The organism is Dactylosporangium sp. NPDC006015 (assembly GCF_040614215.1).
Taxonomy (GTDB): Bacteria; Actinomycetota; Actinomycetes; order Mycobacteriales; family Micromonosporaceae; genus Dactylosporangium; species Dactylosporangium maewongense.
The window spans coordinates 431158-455618 of record NZ_JBEXUD010000003.1 but is presented as its reverse complement, the minus strand read 5'-3'; the positions used below and the strand labels follow the sequence as shown (position 1 = coordinate 455618).

Sequence of the window (24461 nt, the reverse complement as noted above, 5' to 3'; positions counted from 1 at the left end):
GTGGTCGGCAGGTGGTGGCGCGGTTCGGACACTGTCGTCGGTGGGTGGTGCTGCCGTGTCGCCGGCGGGGGTGCGGGTGGCGGGCGGGGGCGTGTTCGGGGGATGGCCGGTGGGGCTCGATCTTGGTGAGGGGGAGGTGTCGTGAGCGAGCTTCCGGAGTGGGGGGACGTCCTTGCGACGGCGCTCGTCGGCACGCAGCGGCGGCACCTTGCGGCGGGTGACGGGGACCCGGCCGAGGTGCTGCTCGACGCGGCGGCGGCGTTGACGATGTATCGGCGGGCCGGGATCGCGGCGCGGGCCGGGGTGCCGGTGCCGGCGCCCGCGCCCGACGACTCGGGGATTCCGCTGGTGCCCTGGCCTGCCTCGGCGCGGGCGGCGGACCTGCTCGCGGTCGACGCGGCGGGGTATGGGTCGAGCAACGCGACTCCAGTACGTGATGCGGATGGGCGACTGGAGCTCCTCGCCGAATGGCTCAGCGCCGTCGGGGCCAGGAGGGTGCCCGGTGAGCTGTTGCCGGCACTGCTGGAGGTCGGGCGGCGGCACCGGGTCCTGCGGGGGCTGATCGCTTCGGTGGGCGGGCCGCGGGCGGCGTGGCTGGCGGCGCAGCGGCCTGACTGGGGCTACCTGGTCACCACCGCGGTCGACGGGCCCGTCGACGACGGCAGCGCGTGGGAGCTCGGGTCGATCGGGCGCCGGGTGGGGTATCTGACCACGCTGCGGCGGCGGGACCCCGACGCGGCGCGCGACCTGCTGCGCACGGCCTGGCCCGCCGAGACGCCCGACGACCGGGCCGCGCTGCTCGGTGCGATGGCGACCGGCCTGTCCGGTGACGACGAGCCGATCCTGGAGACCGCGCTCGACGACCGGCGCAAGGAGGTCCGTGCGGCCGCGGTGGAGCTGCTCGCGTTGCTGCCGGACAGCGCGTATGCGCGGCGGATGGCCGAGCGGTCGACGGCATGCGTGCGGGTCAGCGGCGGGCGGATCATGGTCACGCCGCCGGCCGCGTGCGACAAGGCGATGCGGCGCGACGGGATCACGCCCCGGCCGCCGGTCGGGGTCGGTGAGCGGGCCTGGTGGCTGGAGGAGCTGCTCACGCGGACTCCCCTGCGGGTGTGGGGCGAGCCTGAGGAGTTCCTGCGGCTGCCGGTGACCGACGAGTGGGCCGCCGTGCTGCGCCGCGGACTGGCGCGGGCCGCGGCGGGGCAGCGCGACGCACGATGGGCGACGGCGCTCACCGGGCAGCTGACCGAGGAGGTCGCGGCCGGTGGGCGGCCTGATGACCGGTTGCTGCTGGAGGCGTTGTACGACGCCCTGCCGTCCGACGCACTCTCCGCGATCGCGGTCGAGGTGCTCCGTCGCGGGCTGGCCGGCGCGGCCGCCGTCGGCGTCGAGCACGTCCTGGAGCTGTGCCCGCGACCGTGGCCGTCGGCGCTGCTCGAGGCGGTGTTCGCCGCGCTCGACGACCTCGGCGGGCGGCGGTCGGCGGGGTGGCGGCTCGCCGGCCTGTGCGAGCTGGCAGCGCTGCGACTTCCCGCCGACGCCGCCGACCGGGCCGCGAAGCTCGCGTCGGGCCTGGCGTCCGATGACCCGATGTCCTCCATCGTCGGCCGATTCGCCGACACCCTCCGGTTCCGACAAGACATGCTCGAGGAGCTCGCGTGACCGTGACCGTGAACGAGGCCGACACCGCGACCGAGGCTGAGAACGTGCAGGCAGTCCAGCGGCGGCACGCCGAGGACGAGTTCGCCGCGGAGCTGGCCGTGCTGGCCGCCGGTGACGACCGCCCGCGGCCACCGGGGTGGCGGCTGTCCCCCGCGGCCGTCGTGACGTATCTGCTCGGCGGGGCCGCCGCCGACGGGACCGTGATCGTCCCGAAGTACGTCGGGTCGCGGCGGTTGATGGAGGTCGCCGTCGCGACGCTCGCCACCGACCGGGCGCTGCTGCTGCTCGGTGTGCCGGGGACCGCCAAGACCTGGGTGTCGGAGCACCTGGCCGCAGCGATCAGCGGCGACTCGACGCTGCTGGTCCAGGGCACGGCCGGCACGCCCGAGGAGGCCATCCGCTACGGGTGGAACTACGCCCGCCTGCTGGCGGAAGGGCCCAGCCGGGCCGCGCTCGTGCCCAGCCCGGTGCTGCGCGCCATGGCCGACGGCAAGATCGCGCGGATCGAGGAGCTGACCCGCGTGCCGTCCGACGTGCAGGACAGCCTGATCACCGTCCTGTCGGAGAAGACCCTGCCGGTGCCCGAGCTCGGCGAGGAGGTGCAGGCCCGCAAGGGGTTCAACGTCATCGCCACGGCCAACGACCGCGACCGCGGGGTCAACGAGCTGTCCTCGGCGCTGCGCCGCCGGTTCAACACCGTCGTGCTGCCGGTGCCGGCCGGGGTCGAGGAGGAGGTCGACATCGTGTCGCGCCGGGTCGCGGCGCTGGGCAAGGCCCTGGAGCTGCCCGAGCTGCCGCCGGCGGTCGACGAGATCCGGCGGGTCGTGACCGTCTTCCGCGAGCTGCGCAACGGCGCCACCGAGGACGGCCGCACCAAGCTGAAGTCGCCCAGCGGCACCCTCTCGACGGCCGAGGCGATCTCCGTGGTCACCAACGGCCTGGCCCTCGCCGCGCACTTCGGCGACGGGGTGCTGCGCGCCGGCGACGTCGCCGCCGGCATCCTCGGCGCGGTCGTCAAGGATCCGGTCTCCGACCAGGTCGTCTGGCAGGAGTACCTGGAGACCGTGATCCGGGAGCGCGAGGGTTGGCGCGACTTCTACCGGGCGGCCCGTCGCGGTGAGTGATCCGCTGCTGCTCGGCGTGCGTCACCACGGGCCAGGGTCGGCCCGGGCGGTGCGGCGCGCCCTCTCGGCCTTCCGCCCCGACGTGATCCTCATCGAAGGCCCCCCGGAGGCCGACCCGCTGGTCCCGTTCGCGGGCGATGAGGACATGCGCGCCCCGGTGGCGTTGCTCGCGTACCCGGCGGACAACCCCGACCCGAAGCTGCGGGCGTCGTTCTGGCCGTTCGCCGAGTTCTCCCCCGAGTGGCAGGCGATCCGCTGGGCCGTCGCGTGCGGCATCCCCGTCCGGTTCATCGACCTGCCCGCGGCGATCCGCCTCGCGTCGGGCACGCCGTCCGCGCCGACCCCCGCCGACGACGCGGTGCGGGTCGACCCGATCGGCGCCCTGGCCGAGGCCGCCGGCTACGACGACCCCGAGCGCTGGTGGGAAGACGTCGTCGAGCACCGCCGCGAACCGGGCACCCCACCCCCTCTGCCCGCGACCGACCCCGCCGCCGCTCAAGCCGTGGCCGGTGGCGCTGCTGTCGGTGGTCACGGTCAAGCGGCGGCGGGTGACGAAGGGGGAGCGACGGAGCGAAGCGGCGACGGCGACGTTGCAGGCGCCGAGTTGCGTGCCGGCGAGGCGGGGGCGCTGTTCGCGATGGCGCAGGAGGGAGCGCCGGGCGACGACATCGATGCCGAGCAGCTGGCCGCGGCCGTCGCGCCGTTCGAGGCGATCGCCGAGGCCATGACCGTCGTCAGGGCCCACGCGCCCGCGCCGCCCGAGGCGGAACGGGTCGATGAGGAGCGGCGCGAGGCGTACATGCGGCAATCGCTGCGAGCGGCGGTGAAGGAGTTCGAAAGGGTCGCCGTGGTGTGCGGGGCGTGGCACGTGCCCGCGCTGACCGCGCCGCTGCCCAGCGCGTCCTCCGACGCCGCGGTGCTCAAGGGGCTGCCGAAGGTCAAGGTCTCGATGACCTGGGTGCCGTGGACGCACAACCGGTTGGCGTCGTGGCAGGGGTACGGGGCCGGGGTGCGCTCGCCGGGCTGGTACCACCACCTGTTCACGGCGGTGGACGAGCACGTCGTGGCCCGATGGTTGGTCAAGGCGGCGGGTGTACTGCGGAAGGACGGCGTCCCGGTCTCCAGCGCCCACGTCATCGAGGCGACGAGACTCGCCGAGGCGCTCGCGACGATGCGGGGACGGCCGCTCGCCGGGCTCGCCGAGGTCACCGACGCCGCGCACGCGGTGCTGTGCGACGGCGACGACCTGCGGCTCAGCCTGATCAACCGGCGGCTGGTCGTCGGCGACCGGCTCGGGCGGGTGCCGGAGCAGACGCCGGGCGTGCCGATCGCGAAGGACGTGGCCAGCAGCCAGCGCAGGCTGCGGCTCCAGCCGGCGGTCAGCAGCCGCGAGATCGACCTCGACCTGCGCCGCGACCTCGACCTGCAGCGCAGCCAGCTGCTGCACCGGCTGCGGCTGCTCGGCGTGGAGTGGGGTCAGGTGCTGGCCAACCGCAAGGGCCGGGGCACGTTCTGGGAGTCGTGGCAGATCGCGTGGCAGCCGGAGTTCGCGGTCGACCTGGTCGAGGCCGGCGTCTACGGCACCACGGTCCGCGAGGCGGCGACGGCCCGCGTCGCCGAGCAGGCCGCCGAGGCCGAGACGCTCGCGGACGTGACCGCGCTGGTCGAGCGGTGCCTGCTGGCCGACCTGTCCGACGCCTTACCCGGCGTGCTCGACGCGCTGGACGAGCGGATGGCGCTCGACGCCGACGTCGCGCACCTGATGGACGCGCTGCCCGCGTTGGCCCGGACGCTGCGGTACGGCGACGTCCGCGGCACCGACCTCTCCGCCCTGCGGTCCGTGACCCTCGGCATGATCACCCGCGTCTGCGTCGGCCTGCCCGCGGCGGTCGGCGGGCTCGACGACGCGGCGGCCACGGTGATGCGCGACCGGATCGACGGCGTGCAGGGCGCGCTCGCGCTGATCGACGACGCCGACGCGAGCGGACGCTGGCAGGCGCTGCTCGGCGGCCTGTCCACCCGCGACGACCTGCACGGGCTGCTCACCGGGCGGATGAGCCGGCTGCTGCTGGACGCGGGAGTGGTCGACGCCGACGAGATCGGCGCCAGGATGGCGTTGGTCCTGACCGTGGGTGTGCCCGTGGCCAAGGCCGCCGCCTGGATCGAGGGCTTCCTCGCCGGCGACGGCCTGCTGCTGGTCCACGACGAGCGGCTGCTCGCGCTGGTCGACGCCTGGCTGACGGGCATCCCCGCCGACGCGTTCGTCGAGGTGCTGCCGCTGCTGCGCCGCACGTTCAGCGGCTACCCGGCCCCGCAGCGCCGCATGATCGGCGAGCGGGCCGCCCACATCGGCACCGGCGGCCGCCCCCGCTCCGGCGACCACGACGACCAGGTCGACCCCGACCGCGGCGCCCTGCTGCTCCCGGTGGTGGCCCGCCTCCTGGGCAAGGAGCTCCGACATGCCTGACCACAGCAGCGCGACCGAGGTAAGACCCCGCCCCAGCGCGACCGGCCGCGACGGCGCAATCAAGTGCCAGGAGCGGGACGAACGGCGGCGGGCGAAGGGGGCGGGCCATGGATGAGCAGCACGGCGACGAGCAGCACGCGGACGAGCGGCTCCGGCGCTGGCGGCTCGCGCTCGGTGGGGCGGCCGGCGGTGAAGGCACCGGCTACGGGCTGACCGGCGCGGACGTGTCCATCGACGCGGCGCTCGGCGCGCTGTACGACGGCGGGGAAGGCACGGGCAGCCAGCGTGGCGCGGGGCTCGGTGCGTCGGCGCCGCGGGTCGCGCGGTGGCTGGGGGACATCCGGCAGTACTTCCCCTCGACGGTCGTGCAGGTGATGCAGGCCGACGCGATCGAGCGGCTCGACCTGACCCGGCTCCTGCTCGAGCCGGAGATGCTCGATGCCGTCGAGCCCGACGTGCATCTCGTCGGCACGTTGCTGTCGCTGAACCGGGTCATGCCCGACAAGAGCAAGCGGGCCGCGCGGAAGGTGGTGGCCAAGGTGGTCGCCGAGCTGGAGCGGCGCGTCGCGCAGCCGACCAGGACCGCGCTGGCCGGGGCGCTCAACCGGGCGGCGCGGATCAACCGGCCGCGGCACCACGACATCGACTGGAACCGGACCATTCGGGCGAACCTCAAGCATTACCAGGCCGAGCACCGCACGGTCGTCCCGGAGCGGCTGGTCGGCTACGGTCGGCGGGCCCAGTCGGTACAGCGGGACATCGTGCTGTGTGTGGACCAGTCGGGATCGATGGCGGCGTCGGTCGTGTACTCGGGCGTGTTCGCGGCGGTGCTCGCGTCGATGCGGTCGCTGAAGACGTCGCTCGTGGTGTTCGACACGGCGGTGGTCGACCTGACGGAGCGGCTGCAGGATCCGGTCGACGTCCTGTTCGGCACCCAGCTCGGCGGCGGCACGGACATCAACCGGGCCATCGCGTATGGCCAGCAGCTCATCACCCGCCCGCGGGACACGATCTTCGTGCTGATCAGCGACCTGTACGAGGGCGGCGTCCGCGAGGAGATGCTCCGGCGCGTCGCGGCGATGACGGCCGCCGGGGTGCAGGTGATCGTGCTGCTGGCGCTGTCCGACGAGGGCGCGCCGGACTACGACCACGAGAACGCGGCGGCCCTGGCGGCGCTCGGAGTGCCGGCGTTCGCCTGTACGCCGGACGTCTTCCCCGACCTGATGGCCGCCGCCATCGAGCGCCGCGACCTGCGCGGCGTCATCGAGAAGTCGAAAACCTAGGGCGATCTAGTCGGCGGGCTGCGAGCGGATGTACCGGGCGAAGTGCGGCACGGTGAAGGCGACCGTGCCGCGCTCGCCGGAGTAGATGAGCCCCTTCTTGATCAGGGCGTCCCGCGCCGGGGAGAGGCTCGCCGGGCGCCGGCCGAGCGAGCGGGCGATCTCCGCGGTCGGCACGGCCTCGGAGACGTCGACGGCGGGCAGGAGGGTGGCCATCGAGCGCATGTACTCGCGCTCGGCCGGCGTGGCGCGCTCGTAGCGGGAGCCGAAGAAGCCGACGGCCAGCTCCGCCTCGGCCTCGGGCGCCGCCACCCGGACGTCCGCCGCGGTGATCGGCGAGTGCGGCGCGTGGTCCCAGGTCGCCTTGCCGTAGGCCTGCACGAAGTACGGGTAGCCGCCGGAGGCCTCGTAGAGCGCGTCCAGCGCCTTCGCCTCGTACTCCACCTCCTCACGCATCGCGGGTGCGGTGAGCGCCAGGTCGGCGGCGATCCGGTCGAGCCGGTCGATGCGCTGGTAGCGGAAGAGCCGCTCGGAGTAGGACTTCGACGCCGTGAGCAGGGCCGGCAGGTGCGGCAGGCCGGCGCCGACCACGATCAGCGGCGCGCCGGTCTGCGACAGCTCGTGGCACGCCGCGCACATGGCGGAGATGTCCTCGGCGGACAGGTCCTGCATCTCGTCGATGAAGATCGCCACGCCGGTGCCGACGTCGGTGGCGACGCTGGCCGCGTCGGTGAACAGCTCCACCAGGTCGATCTCGATGTCGCCCGAGTCGGCCCGCCCGGCGGTGGCCGGCACATCGATCCCGGGCTGCCACCGGTCGCGCAGCTTGCCCGGCGGCTTGTTGGGGTCCTCGCGGATCGCGAACGCCTTCAGCACCCCGAGGAACTCGTCGATCCGGTCGGGCGCGCGGTGGTGCGGCGCAAGCTCGCGGATCGCCATGTGCAGCGCCGCCGTCAGCGGCCGGCGCAGCGACTGGTCGGGCCGGGCCTCGATCTTGCCGGTGCCCCACAGCCGCGAGATCGCCTGCGAGCGCAGCGTGTTGAGCAGGACGGTCTTGCCGACGCCACGCAGGCCGGTCAGCATCAGCGAGCGCTCTGGGCGGCCGCGGGCGACGCGCTCGAGGACAACCTCGAAGGCCTGCAGCTCGCGGTCGCGACCGGCGAGCTCCGGCGGGCGCTGGCCTGCACCGGGGGCATACGGGTTTCGAACGGGGTCCACGATCGCACCGTATCGGCGTCTCTAGCCAAAACGCTAGAACCGCATAGAACATCCTTGTGGCGTGTCGTGCCTTGTCTAGCGAAGTCTAGGGCAGACGCAAGACATGCTTATAACAAGGTGATCGAACACCTGTTCACCAGCTCGAACTAATGTACTACATGGTCTGAGGGGCCCCGTGCAAGGGGGGTCCCAAATAGTTCGACGGCGCGCCGTCGCCCGGCGCGCCGTCGAAAACGGGGCGAAAGGGTCAGCTCCGGAGCTTCATGCAGAGCACGAAGGAGAACGTCTCCGGCGTGGCCTTGAAGAAGTAGTTGTGCGTGTAGCCGGTGACGCCGTTGCACTTCTCCTTGTCGGAGGTGCCCTCGATCCGCTTCAACACCTCGAACGTGCCGGCCGCGCAGGTCGTCTTCTGCATCACCGGAGCGGTCGCCGTGCCGGTGTTGGTCAGGCACTCGCCGACCTTGACCGTCTTCGCGTCGCCCGCCTGCACGCCACCGGGCGACGAGGCGCCACCGCTCGGCGCCGCGCTCGTGGACGCCTTCCCCGAGCCGCTCGGCTTCGGCGCCGCCGTCGTCGGCGAGGTGGTCGCGGGGCCGGTCTTGTCGTTCTTCAGGACATACCAGATGCCGGCGGCGCCACCGCCGCACAGCAGCAGCACCAGGACGATGACGAGCGCCACCGTGCCACCGGATCCCCTACGCCGCGGCGGGGCGGCAGGCGGACCCCACTGGTCGCCACCGGGGCCGGGGCCGGGGCCCGGGCCGGGCGGCTGGCCATAGGCCGGCTGCTGATAGGTGCCCGTCTGTCCGTAGTTGCCCCCATAGGGGCCACCCGACTGCGGCTGCTGACCCCACTGCGGAGGCTGGCCATACGGGTCCGGACGCTGACCATATGGGTCAGGCTGCTGACCATACGGGTCAGGCTGCCCGTATTGCCCGGGCGGCGGACCGTAAGGGTCCGGCTGGCCATAGGGATCCTGCTGGCCGCCCTGCCAGGGGTCCTGGGGTTGGCCCTGGTACGGGCCCGGCGGTCCGTAACCGGACATGTGATCCTCCTGCTCCCGCGAAGCTCAAGGCAGCCTAGTTGCGTCGATGCAGCTACGGTAGCGCCACCCCCCGACACTTTCGTCTCACGGATAAGCGACAGAAGCCGGTCTGTACGCCGTTCAGATGAGCCGGAGCTGCCGGTCTTTGGGTTTCCTGGGTGCCGCCGGACCCCGCCGCTCCAACAGCCCGGGATCGATGGACGACAGGAACGGCGTCGGCGCCATCTCCCGCTCCGAGCCGTGGCGGAAACGGGTCCGGCTGTGCGACAGGAAGAGCCGGTCCTGCGCCCGGGTCAGCCCGACGAAGAACAGCCGCCGCTCCTCCGCGACGTCGTCCTCCGACCGACCCTGCGAGCCGGGCATCCGCAACGGCAGCAGGCCGTCCTCGCAGCCGACCAGGAACACGACCGGAAACTCGAGGCCCTTCGACGCGTGCAGGGTCAGCAGCGTCACCCGGTCCGCCCGCGGGTCCCAGCCGTCGACCTCGGCCCCCGTGGCCAGCGCGCCCAGGAACTCGTCCAGGTCGCTGCCCGCCCGCAACGCCGGCGGCGTCATCAGCTCGACCGCCGTCCACACGTCCGCCTCGGTCAGCCCGATCACGTCGGTGTCCAGCTGCCCGCAGCGACCCGCGACGACCTGCCCTGCCAGCCGCACCCGCGCCGCGATCGACCCGCCGAGCCCCGTCGCGAACCGCAGCTCGCGGGCGATGGCGGCGACGCCAGGACGGTCCAGCAGCCGGTCGTGCGACCGCTTCTGCACCGGTACGCCGGCCCGCGCCAGGGCGTCCACGACCGGCGCCGCCTGCGAATCGGTCCGGTACAGCACAGCGATGTCGGAGAAGGACATCGCGCCGACCGCCGCCCGCGAGTCGACCCGGTTGTCGTGCGACCGGTGCGACAGCCCACCGACCAGCTCGTCGACGGTACGGACGACGAAGTCCGCCTCGTCCGCGACCGACGTCGCCGGGTAGAGCCCGACCATCGGCGCCTCGAGGTCCAGCCGCGCCGGATCGAGCCGCCGCCCCGGCACCAGCGTCGTCGGCGCGATCGCCTGCACCGCCGCGGCCAGGATCGGCGCCGACGAGCGGTAGTTGCGGGTCAGCCGCACGACCCGCGCGTCGATGTCCTGCGTCGAGAAGTCGGTCGCGAACCGCAGGAAGAACGACACCTCCGCGCCGCGGAAGGAGTAGATCGCCTGGTCAGGGTCGCCGATCGCGCACAGGTTGCCGCCGGGCGGGCAGAGCAGCCGCAGCAGCTCGTACTGCACGGGGTCGACGTCCTGATACTCGTCGACGAAGATCCACTGCCACCGGTCGCGGTAGCGGTCGACCAGCGCCGTCGACTCGGTGAGCAGCTGCACGCTCAGCGTCAGCAGCTCGTCGAGCGACACCATGTCCTTCGCCCGCAGCGCCTTGGCCAGCGCGTCCACGGTCGACGGCTCCATCGCCGCGAGCGCCCGCCGCGCCTCCCGCTCCGACAGCGGGTCGAGGGCCGCGAGCAGATCGGTCTCCTCCGCGATCCGGAACTTCGGCGTCAGCCCGACCGCCGGCGCGTTCTCCCGCAGGATCGACAGGCCCAGCGCGTGGAACGTCGACACCGTCACGGCCTCGGTCACCGGCCCGAGCAGGCCCTCCAGCCGCTCCCGCAGCTCCTCCGCGGCCCGCCGGGTGAACGTGATCGCCAGGCACTCCTCCGGGTACACGTCCAGCTCGGCGCACAGGTACGCGATGCGATGCGTCAACGTCCTCGTCTTGCCGGTGCCGGGTCCGGCCACGATCAGCAGCGGCCCGCCGGGCGCCGACGCCGCCACCCGCTGCAGCGCGTCGAGCCGGTCGAGCAGCCCCGTCCCAACCTCCTCCATCCCGGCCAGCATCGGCTCGAGCGGCTCATGCGGCGACGCGGGCGCCGAGATCGGCGGCGCGGGCTCGGGTGCCGCGGCGGGCGCCGGTCGGCGTCGCTTCGGCGCCGGCTTCGGCGTGGGCTCAGCCTTGCGCTGTTTCGGCAGCTGCGGCATCGGTACGTCGAACAGCACGTCCTCTTGCATGCCACGGGACCGCAGCTCGTCCGGCTCGAAGAGCTTGATGACCCCGTACTCGCCGTCGAAGCCCGGCGTGCGCCGCACCTCACCGCGCCGCAACCTGCCGATGCCCTCGCCGAGCAGCTCCCCGCCCACGCGGCTGATCTCGTCGACCGGGACCTCGCGCAGGATCGCCAGCTCCGAGCCCAGCTCCGCGACGAGCGACGCCAGCTGCGTGTCGACGGTCTTGGACCTGGCGCCGACGCCGTGGATCTCGCCGAGGATCTCGTGCAGCTGGATCAGGTGCGTGACCTGCGGTGCGCCGGGTGGCACGTACCCATCCGGCCGGTCGGCGAGCTCCTCGACGCGGTGCAGCACGCCGACCGTGAGCGCCTTGCCACAGACCGGGCACAGGCCCTGCGCCTCGCGGGTCTGAGCCGGCAGCCAGTTCACGTCACAGGCCCGATGCCCGTCGCCGTGATACTTGCCCTCCTCCGGGAAGAACTCGATCGTCCCCGCGAGGCCGTCGCCGGTGCGCAACGCGTCCCGCACCTTGAAGTAGTCCAGCTCACTGGTCAGCAGCGTCGCCTCGCGAGCCAGCGCCGGCGGCGAGTGCGCGTCCGAGTTGGACACCAGCCGGTACTGGTCCAGCGACGACACCCGCCAGTTCATCGCCGGATCGGACGACAGGCCCGTCTCCACGGCGAAGATGTGCCCGGCCAGGTCGCCGTAGCAGTCGGCGATCGCGTCGAACCCCGACTTCGACCCCAGCGCGGAGAACCACGGCGTCCAGATGTGCGCCGGCACCAGGAACCCGTCGGGGCTCGCCTCCAGCGTGATCTCGAGCAGGTCCCGCGAGTCGAGCCCCAGGATCGGCCGCCCGTCGGACCCGAGGTTGCCGATCCTGCCGAGCGCGGCGTTGAAGCGCCCCGCCGCCTCGAAGTCCGGCTGGTACACCAGGTGGTGCACCTTGCGGGTCCGATCGCCCCGCTTGTAGATCGTGGAGATCTCCACCGACAGCATGAACCGCACCGGCGCCCCGTCGGCCGCGTTCGCCAGCCGCCCCGGCAGCCGCCGCAGGATCTCCGCCTCACGGTCCGGCTGCAGGCGGAACAGGCCCGGCTCCGCCGGGACCAGCGCCTCCCGCAGGTGGTCGTGCCAGGCGGGGTGGGTGAAGTCGCCGGTGCCGAGCAGCGTGATGCCCTTGCGCCGGGCCCACCAGGTGAGCGTCTCGATGCTGAGGTCGCGACTGCACGCCCGGGAATACTTCGAGTGGATGTGCAGATCGGCTACGAACGAGTGGTCGGCGACGTTCGAAGGCACGCCGAATACTGTCACACTGTGCTGCCACCCCACCGCTGGCGCGGCGGGTTCCGGCGGGGACTCTCACCCACTGTGCTTCCCCCCACCGCTGTCGCGGCGGGGCTCGGCGGGGATTCTCACCCGCACCCTAATGCGCCGCTTCGCGACGCACTGCCGCGCGGCAGCCTCACCCGCGTGCGCGCCGCATCCGGCGGCCGCCATCACAGGCTGCTTCGACATCACCCCTGCAACCACCACAAACCCGAAATATCCGGCGAACCGCCGGGACCGCACCTACCACAACCCCACGATGGCGAGCGCCCCGTGCACTGGTTGCGAAACCAACGACAACGTGGAAGCACCGAACGACACCCCTCGACGGCACGCGGCGGAACGCCCCCGCACGCGGACACCGCAAACCGGCGAACAGGCCGCGCGCCTGTCGTCGGTCCCGGCGCGGCGTGATCCAAGGACGACTATGGCCGTCCGGACGGCCGCCACGCGACTTGGATCACGAGCAGCGGGCAATCGTGCCACCGGACGCCGTGCCGCCGTGCCTATTGCCTGCTCACACTGTCTGTGACTTCGGAAGGCCGTCTGCCGGGTTCCGTGATCCGGAAGAGTTTGTGCTGTTCTGGCGACGTAAAGTCTTCCGGATCATGGGGGCGGTGCGTGGTGGTTGTTTCGTCGGTTCCGGCGGGGTGTGATCCAGGGACGACTATGGCCGTCCGGGCGGCCGCCACGCGCCTTCGATCACCAAGGGCAACAGCGACTCCGGCGCGTGCGGACAGGCCCGGCCCCGGCGTCCGGACAAATCATGGGGGCGGTGCGTAGTGGTTGTTCGTCGGTTCCGGCGCGGTGTGATCCAAGGACGACTATGGCCGTCCGGACGGCCGCCACGCGCCTTCGATCACCAAAAGGCAACAGCGACTCTGGCGTGTGCGGACAAGTCCGGCCCTGGCGTCCGGACAAACCCGGCGTCCGGACTAGCCTGAGCGTCCGGACTAGCCTGGCGCTCGCCTAGCCGTCTCGTCTCGGCCCGCCGTTCCGGGCGCAGAGCTAGGGCGCGTTTCATATGTGGGTGCCTGCGCGGGGTGAAGTCACGGCGTGGCGGTGATCGATAACTGAAGAGGTCTCCGGTAGATGGTTCAGCGACCAAGCAGAACTTCATACCGGAGACCTCGTGGCCACTGTATCGGTGACGAGGCGGCACGACCTGACCGACGCGCAGTGGGCGGCGCTTGCGCCGCTGCTCCCCGCCGCGCCGGTGCGGGGTCGTCCGCCGAAGTGGACAAGACGGCAGCTCATCGACGGGATCCGATGGCGGATCCGGGTCGGGTCGCCGTGGCGGGACGTCCCGGTCGAGTACGCACCCTGGCAGACCGTGTACGGACTGTTCCGCCGCTGGCAGCGTGACGGCACCTGGGCCGCGATCCTGGCCGCGGCGCAGAGCATCGCGGACGCGGACGGCCGCATCATCTGGGACGTCAGCATCGACTCCACGACCAGCCGTGCACACCAGCACGCCGCCGGCGCCCGCCACGACGGGCACCTGCAGAAGGAACCACCCGGCGGCGTCCACGACGAACCCGCCGACCACGCGCTCGGCCGCTCCCGTGGCGGCCTGACCACCAAAACCCACCTGGCCTGCGAACAAGGCCAGAAAGTCCTGGCCCTGACCGTCACCGCCGGTCAGCGCGGCGACAGCCCGCAGTTCATCCCCGTCCTGGGCAACATCCGGGTCGCCCGGCCCGGCGGCGGACGTCCCCGGACCCGCCCGGACCTGGTCCTGGCGGACAAGGCCTACACCTCCAAGGGCAACCGGCAACACCTGCGTTCCCGCGGGATCAAGGCCTGCATCCCCAGCAAGAGCGACCAGGACGCCCACCGCAAAGCCAAAGGATCAAAGGGCGGTAGGCCACCCGCGTTCGACCCGATCGTCTACCGGCAACGCCACGCCGTCGAATGCGGCATCAACCGCCTCAAACGACACCACGGCGTCGCCACCCGGTACGACAAACTCGCCGTCCGCTACCAGGCAGTCCTCACCATCACCAGCGAGTGGCTGTGACCGGGTTTATGAAACGCGCCCTAGGCGCGGTGCAGCTCGATGACCGAGATGTCCGGTGGGGCGCCGAAGCGGACCGGGGGGCCCCAGAAGCCGGCGCCGCGGGTGACGTAGACCTGGGTGCCGTCGACGGTGCCGAGGCCGGAAACCACGGGGGCCTCCAGGCCCACCAGCAGGTTGAAGGGCACCATCTGGCCGCCGTGGGTGTGGCCCGACAGCTGCAGGTCGACGCCGTGCTTGGCGGCGTCGTGGGCCTGGACCGGCTGGTGGGCGAGCAGCACGACCGGGCGCGAGGCGTCGCGGCCGTCGAGGGCCTTCGCGAAGTTTGGCCCGTCGCCCACGTCGGAGCCCGTCACGTCGTTGACGCCGGCGAGGTCGAGGCCCTGGATGTCGAGGCGCTCGTTGCGCAGCACGCGCACGCCGAGCGAGTTCACCTCGTCGATCCACTCCTGGTAGCCGGAGAAATACTCGTGGTTGCCGGTGACGAAGAAGCTGCCCTGCCGCGACCGCAGGTCCTGCAGCGGCTCCGCCGCGGGGCCCAGCTCGGCCACCGAACCGTCGACCAGGTCCCCCACGATCGCGACGACGTCCGCGTCGACCGAGTTGATGATGCGGACGATCCGCTCGGTGTGCGAGCGGCCCAGCAGCGGGCCGAGGTGGATGTCGGATACCAGGGCGATCTTGAAGCCGGACATGCTCGCCGGCAGCTTCGCCAGCTGGATCGGGACGCGCTTCAGCTGCGGCGCGCTCTTGGCCTGCCACGTGCCGATGCCCACCGCGCCCACGGACAGCACCCCGGCCGTCGCGGCCAGGGACCGCCCGAGCAGCAGCCGCCGTGAGGGGTCGTGCCTGCTGTCCATAGCCTCCGGCAGCGGCTCCGCCGCCGACCGCTCGTCCACGACCTCGGCGAGCTCGCCGTTGTCCACAGCCTGTGCCGGCCCGGCGGCGGCGCCGATATCCACAGCCCGCCCGCCCGCGTCCACAGTCTCCTGCACAGGTCGGGGACTTCTGTCCACAGGCCCGGCAGTGGTTTCCACAGAGTTATCCACAGGGCGGCGGCGGGTCCACGGGCGCAGGGCGAGCCGGGGCAGCTCCAGCAGCGCGAGCGTCACCAGCAGGTAGAACATCAGGGCCAGCCACAGGAATCCGGGCCACGCCAGGATCGGTTGCTGCTTCAGCGGCAGCACCCGCGAGCCGACCAGCGTCACCGGGATCAGGATCCCGAGCAGCACTACCACCAGCGTGCCGATCCTGCGGCCGCGGCGGGTGGTGAAGACGTCCTTGACCAGGCGCTTCCACAGATACCAGTGGATGCCGAAGACGATGAGCAGCACGACCACCAGGAACAGTGCGATGAACAACACGTGTCAGCCGCCCGCGAACGGTGGAAGGACGTCGACCGTCGCCGTCGACGGCAGGGCCGCTTCGCGGTCCCGCCAGGACGTGCCGTCGACGAGGAACGAACAGGCCGTGAGCACCGACGCCAGCCTGGGCCGGTCGTGGGTGAGCACGGCCATGAGCTCGCCGAGCGTCGCCGCCTCGACCTTCTCCTCGGGCACGCCGGCGGCCGCGCGGGCCCCGGCGAAGTAACGCACGAGCAGCACCGCGGTCATCCCCCGATCGCTGACATGGGACGGGCGGGCTGCAGGAACGTCGGGTCGTCGATGCCGTGCCCGGCCGGCTTCGCCCACATCGCCTTGCGCCACAGGTCGGCGAGCTCGCCGTCGGTGGCGCCGCCACGCATCGCGCCGCGCAGGTCGGTCTCCTCCTGGCTGAACAGGCACGAGCGCACCGAGCCGTCGGCGGTCAGGCGGGTGCGGTCGCAGGCGCCGCAGAACGGGCGCGACACGCTCGCGATCACACCGACCCGCGCGGGTCCGCCGCCGACGGCGGTGTGCCCCTCGACCAGCCAGGTCTCGGCGGGAGCGCCGCCGCGCAGGACGGGGTCGGGCCGCAGGTCGAACGACTCCCGCAGCCGGGCGAGGATCTCCTCGCCGGTCACCATCTCCTCGCGCCGCCAGGTGTGCCCGGCGTCCAGCGGCATCTGCTCGATGAACCGCAGCTCATAGCCGCGGTCGAGGGCGAACCGCAGCAGCGGCACCGCCTCGTCGTCGTTGACCCCGCGCAGCAGCACCGCATTCATCTTCACCGGCACCAGGCCGGCCTCCGCCGAGGCGGCGAGCCCGGCGAGCACGTCGGCGTGCCGGTCACGGCGGGTCAGGGTCTGGAACCTGGCGGGGTCGATGGTGTCGAGCGAGACGTTGACCCGGTCGAGGCCCGCCTCGGCAAGCGTGCCGGCGAGGCGGGCCAGGCCGACGCCATTGGTCGTCAGCATGGTGCTCGGGCGCGGCTCCAGCGCGGCGACGGCCCGCACGATCCCCGGCAGTCCGCGGCGCAGCAGCGGCTCGCCGCCGGTGAACCGGACCTCGGTCACGCCGAGCTGGATGACCGCGACCCCGATCAGCCTGATGACCTCGTCGTCGGTGAGCAGGGTCGGGCTCGGCAGCCAGTCGAGGCCCTCGGCGGGCATGCAATAGGTGCAGCGCAGGTTGCACCGGTCGGTCAGCGAGACCCGAAGGTCGGTAGCCACACGGCCATGGCGGTCGGCGAGACCGGCACCAGGTGGCTCCGAAGGCTTCATGCCGGAAACGGTACCCCAGGGGTCTGACAGTTCAGAGTGCCCGCAATGTCGACCGCACCGACTCCCGGTACGCCGCCCCGAACAGCGCCGTGTGCACCAGCAGCAGGTACAGCCGATGCAACGCCACCCGGTCCTGCCAGCCGTCGGCGAGCGGCCACGCCTCGCGGTACGCGGCCATGATCCGGTCATGGTGCGGCGCCCCGCCCCACAGCCCCAGCAGCGCCAGGTCGGTCTCCCGGTGCCCGCCGTGCGCCGCCGGGTCCACCAGCCACCCGGCGCCGGACCGGTCCCACAGCACGTTGCCCGGCCACAGGTCGCCATGGATTCGAGAGGGCGGTTCGTCGCCACCGTACGACGAGATGCCGGCGATCACGCGCTCCACATCGGCCACGTCGGAGCCGGTCAGCGCGCCGTTGTCGATCGACGTCCGCAGGAAGGGCAGCAGCCGCCGCTCCGCGAACCACGGTCCCCACGGCCCGTCGGAGGGGTCGTTGGGCAGCGCTGCCGTGCCGATGAACCCGGGCCAGGCGGCCCCGAACGACGGCGCGCCCGCCCGGTGCATCGCCGCCAGCTGCCGCCCCAGCGAGGAAGCCCCGTCGGGGGTCGCCTCACCGTGCTCGATCCACTCGAGGGCGAGCATGGCCGGGAACTCGGCGATCACCGACGGCACCTGCACCGTGCCGGCCTCCTGAAGCCACCGCAGACCGGCGGCCTCGGTGGCGAAGAACCCCGCGGGCGGGTCATCGAGGGACTTGCAGAAGATCGAGCTGCCGTCGTCGAGCGTGAGCCGCTGCGCGGTGCAGATCGACCCGCCCGGCACCGGCGTCTCGCGGATCCGCTGGTGCTTGATGAACACCGGCAGCTGCCCGGGGTGTGCGCGCAAGAAGTCCAGATCCATCAGCGCTGCCTTCGCAGAGAAACCAAATGGGTCGCGGCCAGCGCCGGCGGCACCAGCGCCCCGGCCACCAGGCTCAACAGGCTCAGCACCCGATCCGTCGCGCCCATGTGCCCGGCGTGCAGCGCGTGGAAGCCGAAGTGCAGGGTGCCGAAGACGGCCGTGGCCACCCCGGCGAGCCAGCTGGTGGCGGGCCGGTCGAGCACGGCCGCGCCGCCGCAGAGCACCGCGATCATGAGCATCGTGGCGCCCAGGTCGACGATCAGGTGCTGGTTGTAGGGCGGGTACGCGGCCGTCCAGTGCAGCCCGAAGCCGGGAAACGTGGCGAAGAACCGCTCCGGGAAGACCACGGCCCACGCCCCCCAGGCGACGTTGACCAGGGCGATCACGGAGAAACCGGCGCGGCGGACGAAGTCAGCGGGCGGCGGCGCGTAAAGCGTCACGCGCGTCATCGTACGAGCGCAGCACCCCACGCATCGGCGCGACGATGTGCACGTCCGCGACCTGCGCGATCGCGGCCCGCAGCCGGCGGTCGGCGCGCGCCCTGGCCCGGCGGGCGGCCATCCCCACGACCGGACGGACGACGACCGACAGCAGCACCCCGAACAGGAGCCCGCCGACGAGCAGCGCGGTCGGCACCGGCAGCCGCCCGGCGTGCGGCGCCGCCACGTCCGGCAGCCCGAGGAACGCGAAGACCGCCCGCACCGTCAGCCACAGCAGCCCCACCAGCGCGGTCGCGGCGCCGAGCCACTGCAGCGCCCCCACCAGCCGCCACCAGAACGGTTTGCGGTCCATGCCGAGGTCCGCCGAGGCGACCGCCACGTCCAGCGCGTCGGGCACGTCGTCGAGGCGTGCGCGGGAAGCGGCGGTGACCGCGGCCGGCCACGGCTCCGGCAGCTCCGCGCCCGCCTGCTCGGCGACCTCTCGGGACGCGAGCGCGACCGCGGCCTTCTGCGCGGCGCTCGATTCAGGCAGTGACGATGCGGCAGGTGTACTGCCGGCAGGCTGGTCCAGGTGCAGGCGCCGCAACGGATCCGGTCGCAGCCGGCGGACCCAGCGGGCGACCGGCCAGCCGAGGACGCCGGCGGCCCGGTGCCGGTAGGTGCGCTCGGTCGCCGCGACGACGATCGGCACCCCGGCCGCTGTGGCGAGGGACTCCGCGAGGCGGTCGATCGCGGCGGGTTGGATGCGCTCGCCCCGTACATCGGCGGCCACCAGCGGATCGAGCTCACCGACGGCACCGCTCACGTCGCCGGCGAGCCGCTGCAGGAAGGCCTGGCGCTGCGCGACGGTGCGCTCCAGCGTGGCGCGGAGCGTGTCGAGGCCGGGCTGGCCCTTCGCGGACGTCGGGAACGCCGGCACGCCGCCGAGCCCGTCGGCTTCCAGCAGGCGGCGCAGGTCGGCGACGAGCCGCTCGCTGTCGGTGCGGTTGAGCCGGTCGGCCTGGTTGAGCACCACGACCGTCACGTCCCGGTGCCGCTGGAACTGGGAGAGGTACTGCTGGTGGACCACGCGGTCGGCGTACTTCTGGGGGTCGAGCACCCACACGACGAGGTCGACGAGGCGCAGCAGCCGGTCGACCTCCAGCCGGTGCCGTGCCTCGATGGAGTCGAAGTCGGGCAGGTCGAGCAGCACCAGCCCGCGAAGGCCGGCCTCGTCCTCGCCGTCGAGCGCGCTCTCGCGGGTGAAGCGCCGGTTGGGCGGCACGCCGAGCCAGTCGAGCAGCGGCCCGGCGCCCTGCGCGCCCCACACGCAGGCGTGCGCGACGCCGGTCGTCGGGCGGCGCACCCCGACCCGCGACAGCTGAAACCGGCACAGCGCATTGAACAGGCTGGACTTGCCGCTGCCGGTGGCGCCCGCGAGCGCGACGACGGTGTGCGCCCTGGACAGCGCGAGCCGATCGCCGGCCCGGTCGATGACCGTGCGGGCCGTGACCAGCCTGGCGTCGGGCACGTGGTCCTCGGCCGCCTGCACGAACCGCCGCAGCGCCTCCACCCGGTCGGCGAGCTGGTCGGCGTCCACCGCGCCGCCCTGCCGCGGGATCACCTGCTTGATCTTGTCCACCAAGCTCATTTCTGCGGCTCCAGCCGGACGTCGGCGCGGGCGAGCTGCACCGCGGTGCTGGCGGCGCGCAGGCGGCCGGCGTAGTCGTCGTCGATCCCCGCACCGGCCAGCGCGCTGCGGTAGCGGCCGGCCTCCTCGTCGAAGAGGGCGGTGACCCGCTCCAGCAGGTCCTGTCTGGCCCGGGTGGCGAGTGACCGCACCGCCTGGTCGCCGAAGATCGCCTCGAGCACCTTCTGCGCGGTGACGGTGGTGCCGCCGGCGACCACGATCTCCAGCCCGGTCGGGATGAACGCGGTCGCCGCGAAGACGGAGACCATCACCAGCAGCCCGGTCGCGTTGACCGCATAGGCGCTGGCCCGGGCGAGCACCCGCTTGTCGCCGGCCTCGGAGCGCACCAGGTCGAGGACCGAGCGCTGCCAGTCGCGGATGAGCCGGGCGATCCGCTCGTCGAGGTCGTCGGAGGGGCGGGTCAGGTTGGGCGCGGCGGTCAGCAGCGCGGCGCCCGCGGGGTGGGCCTTCCAGGCGGCGCCGGCCCGCTCGGCGGCGTCGGTCGCGGCGCCCTTGAGCAGGATCGCGAGTCCCGAGCCGATTGCCTCCTGGAAGCGCTCGCCGGGCGCCGGCCGGCCGGTGACGGCGGCGACGACCCGGTCGCGGGCGCGCCCGACCCGGGCCTGCAGCGCGCGCATGATGTCGCCCGTGCCGACGAGCTCCTGCCATCGGGCCAGCACCTCGCCCCGCAGCAGCGCCCCGTCGTGGATGCCCTGCTCGACCGAGGAGGCGGCCGCCCGGTAGGACCCGCGGACCGCGTCGTCGAGCGACTTCGCCGCCGTGACCTGGTCCTCCGCGGCCGAGGCGAGCACGCCGACGTCCATCGTGAGCGCGTCGACGGCGCCGCCGACGGTCTGGCGGACCACGGCAGCGCGCGCCTCCGCGGAGCGGGCCAGCTTGCCGAACCAGTCGCGCAGCGGCGCCACCTGCGCCTCGCTGAGCAGCCCCTGACTGTCGAGCCGGGCCTCGGGCAGGATGAACAGCGGCACCCCGCCGAGGTCCTGCTCCTGCAGCATCCCGGTCAGGTGCGGGCCGATCTCGTCGGCCGCGCCGCCGCCGGGCACCCGGTCGAGCACCAGGGCGATGGCGGTGCCCCGGTTACGGGCGGTGCGCAGCATGCCCCACGGCACCGCGTCGGCATACCGCGCGGCGGTGGTGACGAAGAGCCAGAGGTCGGCGGCGGCGAGCAGTTGCGAGGCGAGCTGCCGGTTGGCGTCGACGACGGAGTCGATGTCGGGCGCGTCGAGCAGGGCCAGCCCGGGGCTGAGCGCCTGGGCGGACACGACCTGCAGCGTCCTGGCATCGCTGCTCGCGCCGCTGGTGCGGGTCAGCGAAGGCAGCACGTTGGCCTTGGCGAACCACGACATGTCGGTGGGGTGGCAGACGAGGACCGGCGCCCGGGTGGTGGGGCGCAGCACGCCCGACGGGCTGACCGGGGTGCGGACCAGGCTGTTGACCAGCGTCGACTTGCCGGCGCCGGTCGAGCCGCCGACGACCACCAGCAGCGGCGCGTCGAGCCGGTCGAGCCTGGGCAGCAGATAGTCGTCGAGCTGGCCGACCATGGCGGCGGCGACCGCGGTGGCGCGCTCGGCGCTGGGCAGCGGCAGCGCGAACCGGGTCTCCTTGCCGAGGTCGCGGAGATCGACGAGCGCCGAGACGAGGTCGGCCAGTCCGGATCGCTCCGGCTCCCGGGCGCGTGGGGGCCGACCGGCGGACGGGCCATCAGCTGAAGGGCTGGCAGCCGCCGACCGGGCGGACACCGACTCGCCCTGTGTGGTCACTGCTAAAGCGTGCACGATGTCGCTGTCGAGCGCCATGCAATGGCCGTAAGCATCGATGTCACCCAGCGCAATCTCACCCATGACGTACCACAGCGGCGGCCCCGGGTGTGACAAGTTGCGTCGATCTCACTCAAGGTTGGACTTGACGATCGTGACTTGCATGGCACTATTGAGTGACAGTCACTCAACTTCGCAGTCGGGGCTCTCGCACCGACTGTCTCTTGGAGGTCAAGCAGCTATGGCACGTGCGGTCGGCATCGACCTCGGAACCACCAACTCGGTGGTCAGTGTCCTGGAGGGCGGCGAGCCCAGCGTCATCGCCAACGCCGAAGGTGCGCGCACGACGCCGTCCATCGTCGCGTTCGCCCGTAACGGTGAGGTGCTGGTGGGCGAGGTCGCCAAGCGCCAGGCGGTCACCAACCCGGACCGGACCATCCGCTCCGTGAAGCGTGAGATGGGCACCAACTGGGCCATCGACATCGACAGCAAGAAGTACACCCCGCAGGAGATCTCCGCGCGGGTGCTCATGAAGCTCAAGCGCGACGCCGAGGCCTACCTCGGCGAGCAGATCACCGACGCGGTCATCACCGTGCCGGCATATTTCAACGACTCGCAGCGCACCGCCACGAAGGAGGCCGGCGAGATCGCCGGTTTCAACGTGCTGCGCATCGTCAACGAGCCGACCGCCGCCGCCCTGGCCTATGGCCTGGACAAGGGCCCGAAGGAGCAGACCGTCCTGGTCTTCGACCTCGGCGGTGGCACGTTCGACGTGTCGGTCCTGGAGCTCGCCGAGGGTGTCGTCGAGGTCAAGTCGACCTCCGGTGACAACCACCTCGGTGGCGACGACTGGGACGAGCGGGTCATCGACCACCTGGTGAAGATGTTCCGCGGCCAGCACGGCATCGACCTGTCCGCCGACAAGATGGCGATGCAGCGTCTGCGCGAGGCCTCCGAGAAGGCCAAGATCGAGCTGTCCGCCGCCACCACCACCTCGATCAACCTGCCCTACATCACCGCCGGCCCCGACGGCCCGCTGCACCTGGACACCCAGCTGTCGCGCGCCGAGTTCCAGCGGATGACGCAGGACCTGCTCGACCGCACCAAGGTCCCGTTCGAGAACGCGATCCGCGACGCGGGCATCAAGGTCGGCCAGCTCGACCACGTCATCCTCGTCGGCGGCTCGACCCGTATGCCCGCGGTGACCGAGCTGGTCAAGCAGCTCACCGGCAAAGACCCCAACAAGGGCGTCAACCCGGACGAGGTCGTCGCCGTCGGCGCCGCCCTGCAGGCCGGTGTCCTCAAGGGTGAGGTCAAGGACGTCCTGCTGCTCGATGTCACCCCGCTGTCGCTGGGCATCGAGACCAAGGGCGGCATCATGCACAAGCTGGTCGAGCGCAACACGACCATCCCGACCAAGCGCTCCGAGGTCTACACCACCGCCGACGACAACCAGCCGTCGGTGCTCATCCAGGTCTTCCAGGGTGAGCGGGAGATGGCGGCCTACAACAAGCGCCTCGGCACCTTCGAGCTGACCGGCCTGCCGCCGGCGCCGCGTGGCGTGCCGCAGATCGAGGTCACCTTCGACATCGACGCCAACGGCATCGTGCACGTGTCCGCCAAGGACCTCGGCACGGGCAAGGAGCAGTCGATGACGATCACCGGCGGCTCGGCGCTGCCGAAGGACGACATCGAGCGGATGATGCGCGACGCGCAGGAGCACGCCGACGACGACAAGCGTCGCCGCGAGGAGGCCGAGACCCGCAACCTGGCCGAGGCCCTGCAGTGGCAGACCGAGAAGTTCCTCGCCGAGTCCGGTGACAAGATCCCGGCCGACGCCCGCGACCAGATGAACGAGGCGCTGGGCGACCTGCGCAGCGCGCTGGGCGGCAACGACACCGAGCGGATCAAGGCGGCGCACGAGAAGCTGGCGCAGGTCTCGCAGCAGGCCGGCAGCGCGCTCTACGAGCAGCAGCGGCAGCAGAGCGCCGGCGGCGAGGCTCCCGGCGCCGGGTTCGGCGGCAGCGACACGGCCGGCACGGCCGGCACCGCCGGAAACGGCCCGGATGACGTCGTCGACGCCGAGATCATCGACGAGGGCGACAAGAAGTGACCGACGAAGCCCGCGCCGCCGGCCCGGAGGGGCCGGCGGAGCGCGTTGTGATCAAGGACAAGCGGAAGGTGTCGGCCGACAGCAAGCCGGTCGAGACACCCGACGCCGGACACACCGCGGAGGAGGTCGAAGTGGCGGTCGAGGAGACCGAAGAGGCAGAGGTGCAAGCGGAAGCGGCCGACGAGACACCGGTCGAGGGCGAGATCGTGGACGAGGCGTTCACGGTGCACGCGCCGCCGGTCAGCGAGCCGGGCGAGGCCGCCGCGCAGGGCACCACGGACGACGCGCACCAGCACGGCCTCGGTGCCGAGCTGGCCGCGCTGCGCACCGACCTCGACGAGCGCACCCGTGACCTGCAGCGGGTCACCGCCGAATACGCCAACTACCGCAAGCGGGTCGACCGCGACCGGGCGCTGGTGGTCGAGCAGTCCACCGGCAACGTGCTCGGCGCGCTGCTGCCCGTGCTCGACGACCTGGACCGGGCCCGCGAGCACGGCGACCTGGTCGGGCCGTTCGGCGCGGTGGCGGAGCAGCTGACGGCGGCGCTGACGAAGTTCGGGCTGACCGTCTTCGGGTCGAAGGGCGATCCGTTCGACCCGACCCGTCACGAGGCGGTGGCCCACCTGACCTCGGCCGAGGTGAGCGAGCCGACCTGCATCGACGTGATGCGGCGCGGCTACCTCCTCGGCGAGCGGCTGCTGCGACCGGCCCTGGTCGCCGTTGCCGACCCGGAGTAAGAG

Annotated in this window: 17 protein-coding genes; 7 read left to right on the top strand and 10 right to left on the bottom strand. The window is 72.5% G+C overall.

The features are described from left to right. The first annotated feature begins 141 nt into the window (after window positions 1–141). The 4 genes from ABZ321_RS08350 to ABZ321_RS08335 all read left to right on the top strand — a co-directional run bounded on the left by ABZ321_RS08350 (window position 142) and on the right by ABZ321_RS08335 (window position 6536). Window positions 142–1662 (top strand): DUF5691 domain-containing protein, encoded by a 1521-nt coding sequence (locus tag ABZ321_RS08350; RefSeq protein WP_354890180.1) that lies wholly within the window; start codon window positions 142–144, stop codon window positions 1660–1662. Beyond that, the gene (locus tag ABZ321_RS08345; protein ID WP_354890178.1) at window positions 1659–2786 is read left to right on the top strand and encodes an AAA family ATPase; all 1128 of its coding nucleotides are present in this window, start codon (window positions 1659–1661) and stop codon (window positions 2784–2786) included. Before ABZ321_RS08350 ends, ABZ321_RS08345 begins: the two co-directional genes overlap by 4 nt. Beyond that, the gene (locus ABZ321_RS08340) at window positions 2779–5253 is read left to right on the top strand and encodes a DUF5682 family protein (protein ID WP_354890177.1); all 2475 of its coding nucleotides are present in this window, start codon (window positions 2779–2781) and stop codon (window positions 5251–5253) included. The genes ABZ321_RS08345 and ABZ321_RS08340 overlap by 8 nt, the downstream gene beginning before the upstream one ends. A 107-nt stretch (window positions 5254–5360) precedes the next feature. Then, window positions 5361–6536 carry a VWA domain-containing protein gene (locus tag ABZ321_RS08335; protein ID WP_354890175.1) on the top strand — a complete coding sequence of 392 codons (1176 nt, stop codon included), beginning with the start codon at window positions 5361–5363 and terminating at the stop codon, window positions 6534–6536. 6 nt (window positions 6537–6542) lie between these two features. Here ABZ321_RS08335 and ABZ321_RS08330 read toward each other — a convergent pair whose 3' ends face one another. The 3 genes from ABZ321_RS08330 to ABZ321_RS08320 all read right to left on the bottom strand — a co-directional run bounded on the left by ABZ321_RS08330 (window position 6543) and on the right by ABZ321_RS08320 (window position 12135). Continuing rightward, a complete protein-coding gene (locus tag ABZ321_RS08330; RefSeq protein WP_344508590.1) occupies window positions 6543–7751 on the bottom strand; it encodes an ATP-binding protein in 1209 nt (402 codons plus the stop codon). A 247-nt stretch (window positions 7752–7998) separates the two neighbouring features. Beyond that, complete coding sequence (locus ABZ321_RS08325; RefSeq protein ID WP_344508592.1) at window positions 7999–8430, bottom strand: hypothetical protein; 432 nt, start codon at window positions 8428–8430, stop codon at window positions 7999–8001. A gap of 486 nt (window positions 8431–8916) precedes the next feature. Further along, on the bottom strand, window positions 8917–12135 hold the full coding sequence (locus tag ABZ321_RS08320; protein WP_354890173.1) for a UvrD-helicase domain-containing protein: 3219 nt from the start codon (window positions 12133–12135) through the stop codon (window positions 8917–8919). 1162 nt (window positions 12136–13297) lie between these two features. Here ABZ321_RS08320 and ABZ321_RS08315 point away from each other — a divergent pair. Next, the gene (locus ABZ321_RS08315; RefSeq protein ID WP_354890171.1) at window positions 13298–14185 is read left to right on the top strand and encodes an IS5 family transposase; all 888 of its coding nucleotides are present in this window, start codon (window positions 13298–13300) and stop codon (window positions 14183–14185) included. A gap of 20 nt (window positions 14186–14205) precedes the next feature. Here ABZ321_RS08315 and ABZ321_RS08310 read toward each other — a convergent pair whose 3' ends face one another. Genes ABZ321_RS08310 through ABZ321_RS08280 form a run of 7 tightly spaced genes read right to left on the bottom strand, consistent with a single transcriptional unit; the run spans window position 14206 to window position 21500 of the window. Further along, on the bottom strand, window positions 14206–15546 hold the full coding sequence (locus ABZ321_RS08310) for a metallophosphoesterase (protein ID WP_354890169.1): 1341 nt from the start codon (window positions 15544–15546) through the stop codon (window positions 14206–14208). Window positions 15547–15549: 3 nt separating this feature from the next. Further along, window positions 15550–15795 carry a MoaD/ThiS family protein gene (locus ABZ321_RS08305; RefSeq protein ID WP_344500770.1) on the bottom strand — a complete coding sequence of 82 codons (246 nt, stop codon included), beginning with the start codon at window positions 15793–15795 and terminating at the stop codon, window positions 15550–15552. Further along, complete coding sequence (moaA, locus tag ABZ321_RS08300; protein WP_354890167.1) at window positions 15792–16823, bottom strand: GTP 3',8-cyclase MoaA; 1032 nt, start codon at window positions 16821–16823, stop codon at window positions 15792–15794. Before moaA ends, ABZ321_RS08305 begins: the two co-directional genes overlap by 4 nt. Window positions 16824–16854: 31 nt before the next feature. Further along, window positions 16855–17721: a fructosamine kinase family protein gene (locus ABZ321_RS08295; protein WP_354890165.1), complete on the bottom strand. Its 867-nt coding sequence runs from the start codon at window positions 17719–17721 to the stop codon at window positions 16855–16857. Continuing rightward, on the bottom strand, window positions 17721–18161 hold the full coding sequence (locus ABZ321_RS08290) for a hypothetical protein (protein ID WP_344500776.1): 441 nt from the start codon (window positions 18159–18161) through the stop codon (window positions 17721–17723). The genes ABZ321_RS08295 and ABZ321_RS08290 overlap by 1 nt, the downstream gene beginning before the upstream one ends. Beyond that, on the bottom strand, window positions 18133–19791 hold the full coding sequence (locus ABZ321_RS08285) for a GTPase (protein ID WP_354890163.1): 1659 nt from the start codon (window positions 19789–19791) through the stop codon (window positions 18133–18135). The genes ABZ321_RS08290 and ABZ321_RS08285 overlap by 29 nt, the downstream gene beginning before the upstream one ends. Continuing rightward, window positions 19788–21500 (bottom strand): dynamin family protein, encoded by a 1713-nt coding sequence (locus ABZ321_RS08280; RefSeq protein ID WP_344501449.1) that lies wholly within the window; start codon window positions 21498–21500, stop codon window positions 19788–19790. The genes ABZ321_RS08285 and ABZ321_RS08280 overlap by 4 nt, the downstream gene beginning before the upstream one ends. A 349-nt stretch (window positions 21501–21849) precedes the next feature. On the opposite strand from ABZ321_RS08280, the gene dnaK reads away from it, so the two are divergent. Together dnaK and grpE are read left to right on the top strand one after the other, a co-directional pair. Then, a complete protein-coding gene (gene dnaK / locus ABZ321_RS08275) occupies window positions 21850–23721 on the top strand; it encodes a molecular chaperone DnaK (RefSeq protein ID WP_354890161.1) in 1872 nt (623 codons plus the stop codon). Next, a complete protein-coding gene (gene grpE, locus ABZ321_RS08270; RefSeq protein WP_344500782.1) occupies window positions 23718–24458 on the top strand; it encodes a nucleotide exchange factor GrpE in 741 nt (246 codons plus the stop codon). Before dnaK ends, grpE begins: the two co-directional genes overlap by 4 nt. Window positions 24459–24461 lie beyond the last annotated feature (3 nt).

What these genes read in the sequence shown, in the direction of transcription:
- ABZ321_RS08305 (WP_344500770.1), bottom strand. Translation starts at nt 15,795, where the DNA reads ATGACCGCGGTGCTGCTCGTGCGTTACTTCGCCGGGGCCCGCGCGGCC.
- moaA (WP_354890167.1), bottom strand. Translation starts at nt 16,823, where the DNA reads ATGAAGCCTTCGGAGCCACCTGGTGCCGGTCTCGCCGACCGCCATGGC.
- dnaK (WP_354890161.1), top strand. Translation starts at nt 21,850, where the DNA reads ATGGCACGTGCGGTCGGCATCGACCTCGGAACCACCAACTCGGTGGTC.
- ABZ321_RS08295 (WP_354890165.1), bottom strand. Translation starts at nt 17,721, where the DNA reads ATGGATCTGGACTTCTTGCGCGCACACCCCGGGCAGCTGCCGGTGTTC.
- ABZ321_RS08335 (WP_354890175.1), top strand. Translation starts at nt 5,361, where the DNA reads ATGGATGAGCAGCACGGCGACGAGCAGCACGCGGACGAGCGGCTCCGG.
- ABZ321_RS08285 (WP_354890163.1), bottom strand. Translation starts at nt 19,791, where the DNA reads ATGAGCTTGGTGGACAAGATCAAGCAGGTGATCCCGCGGCAGGGCGGC.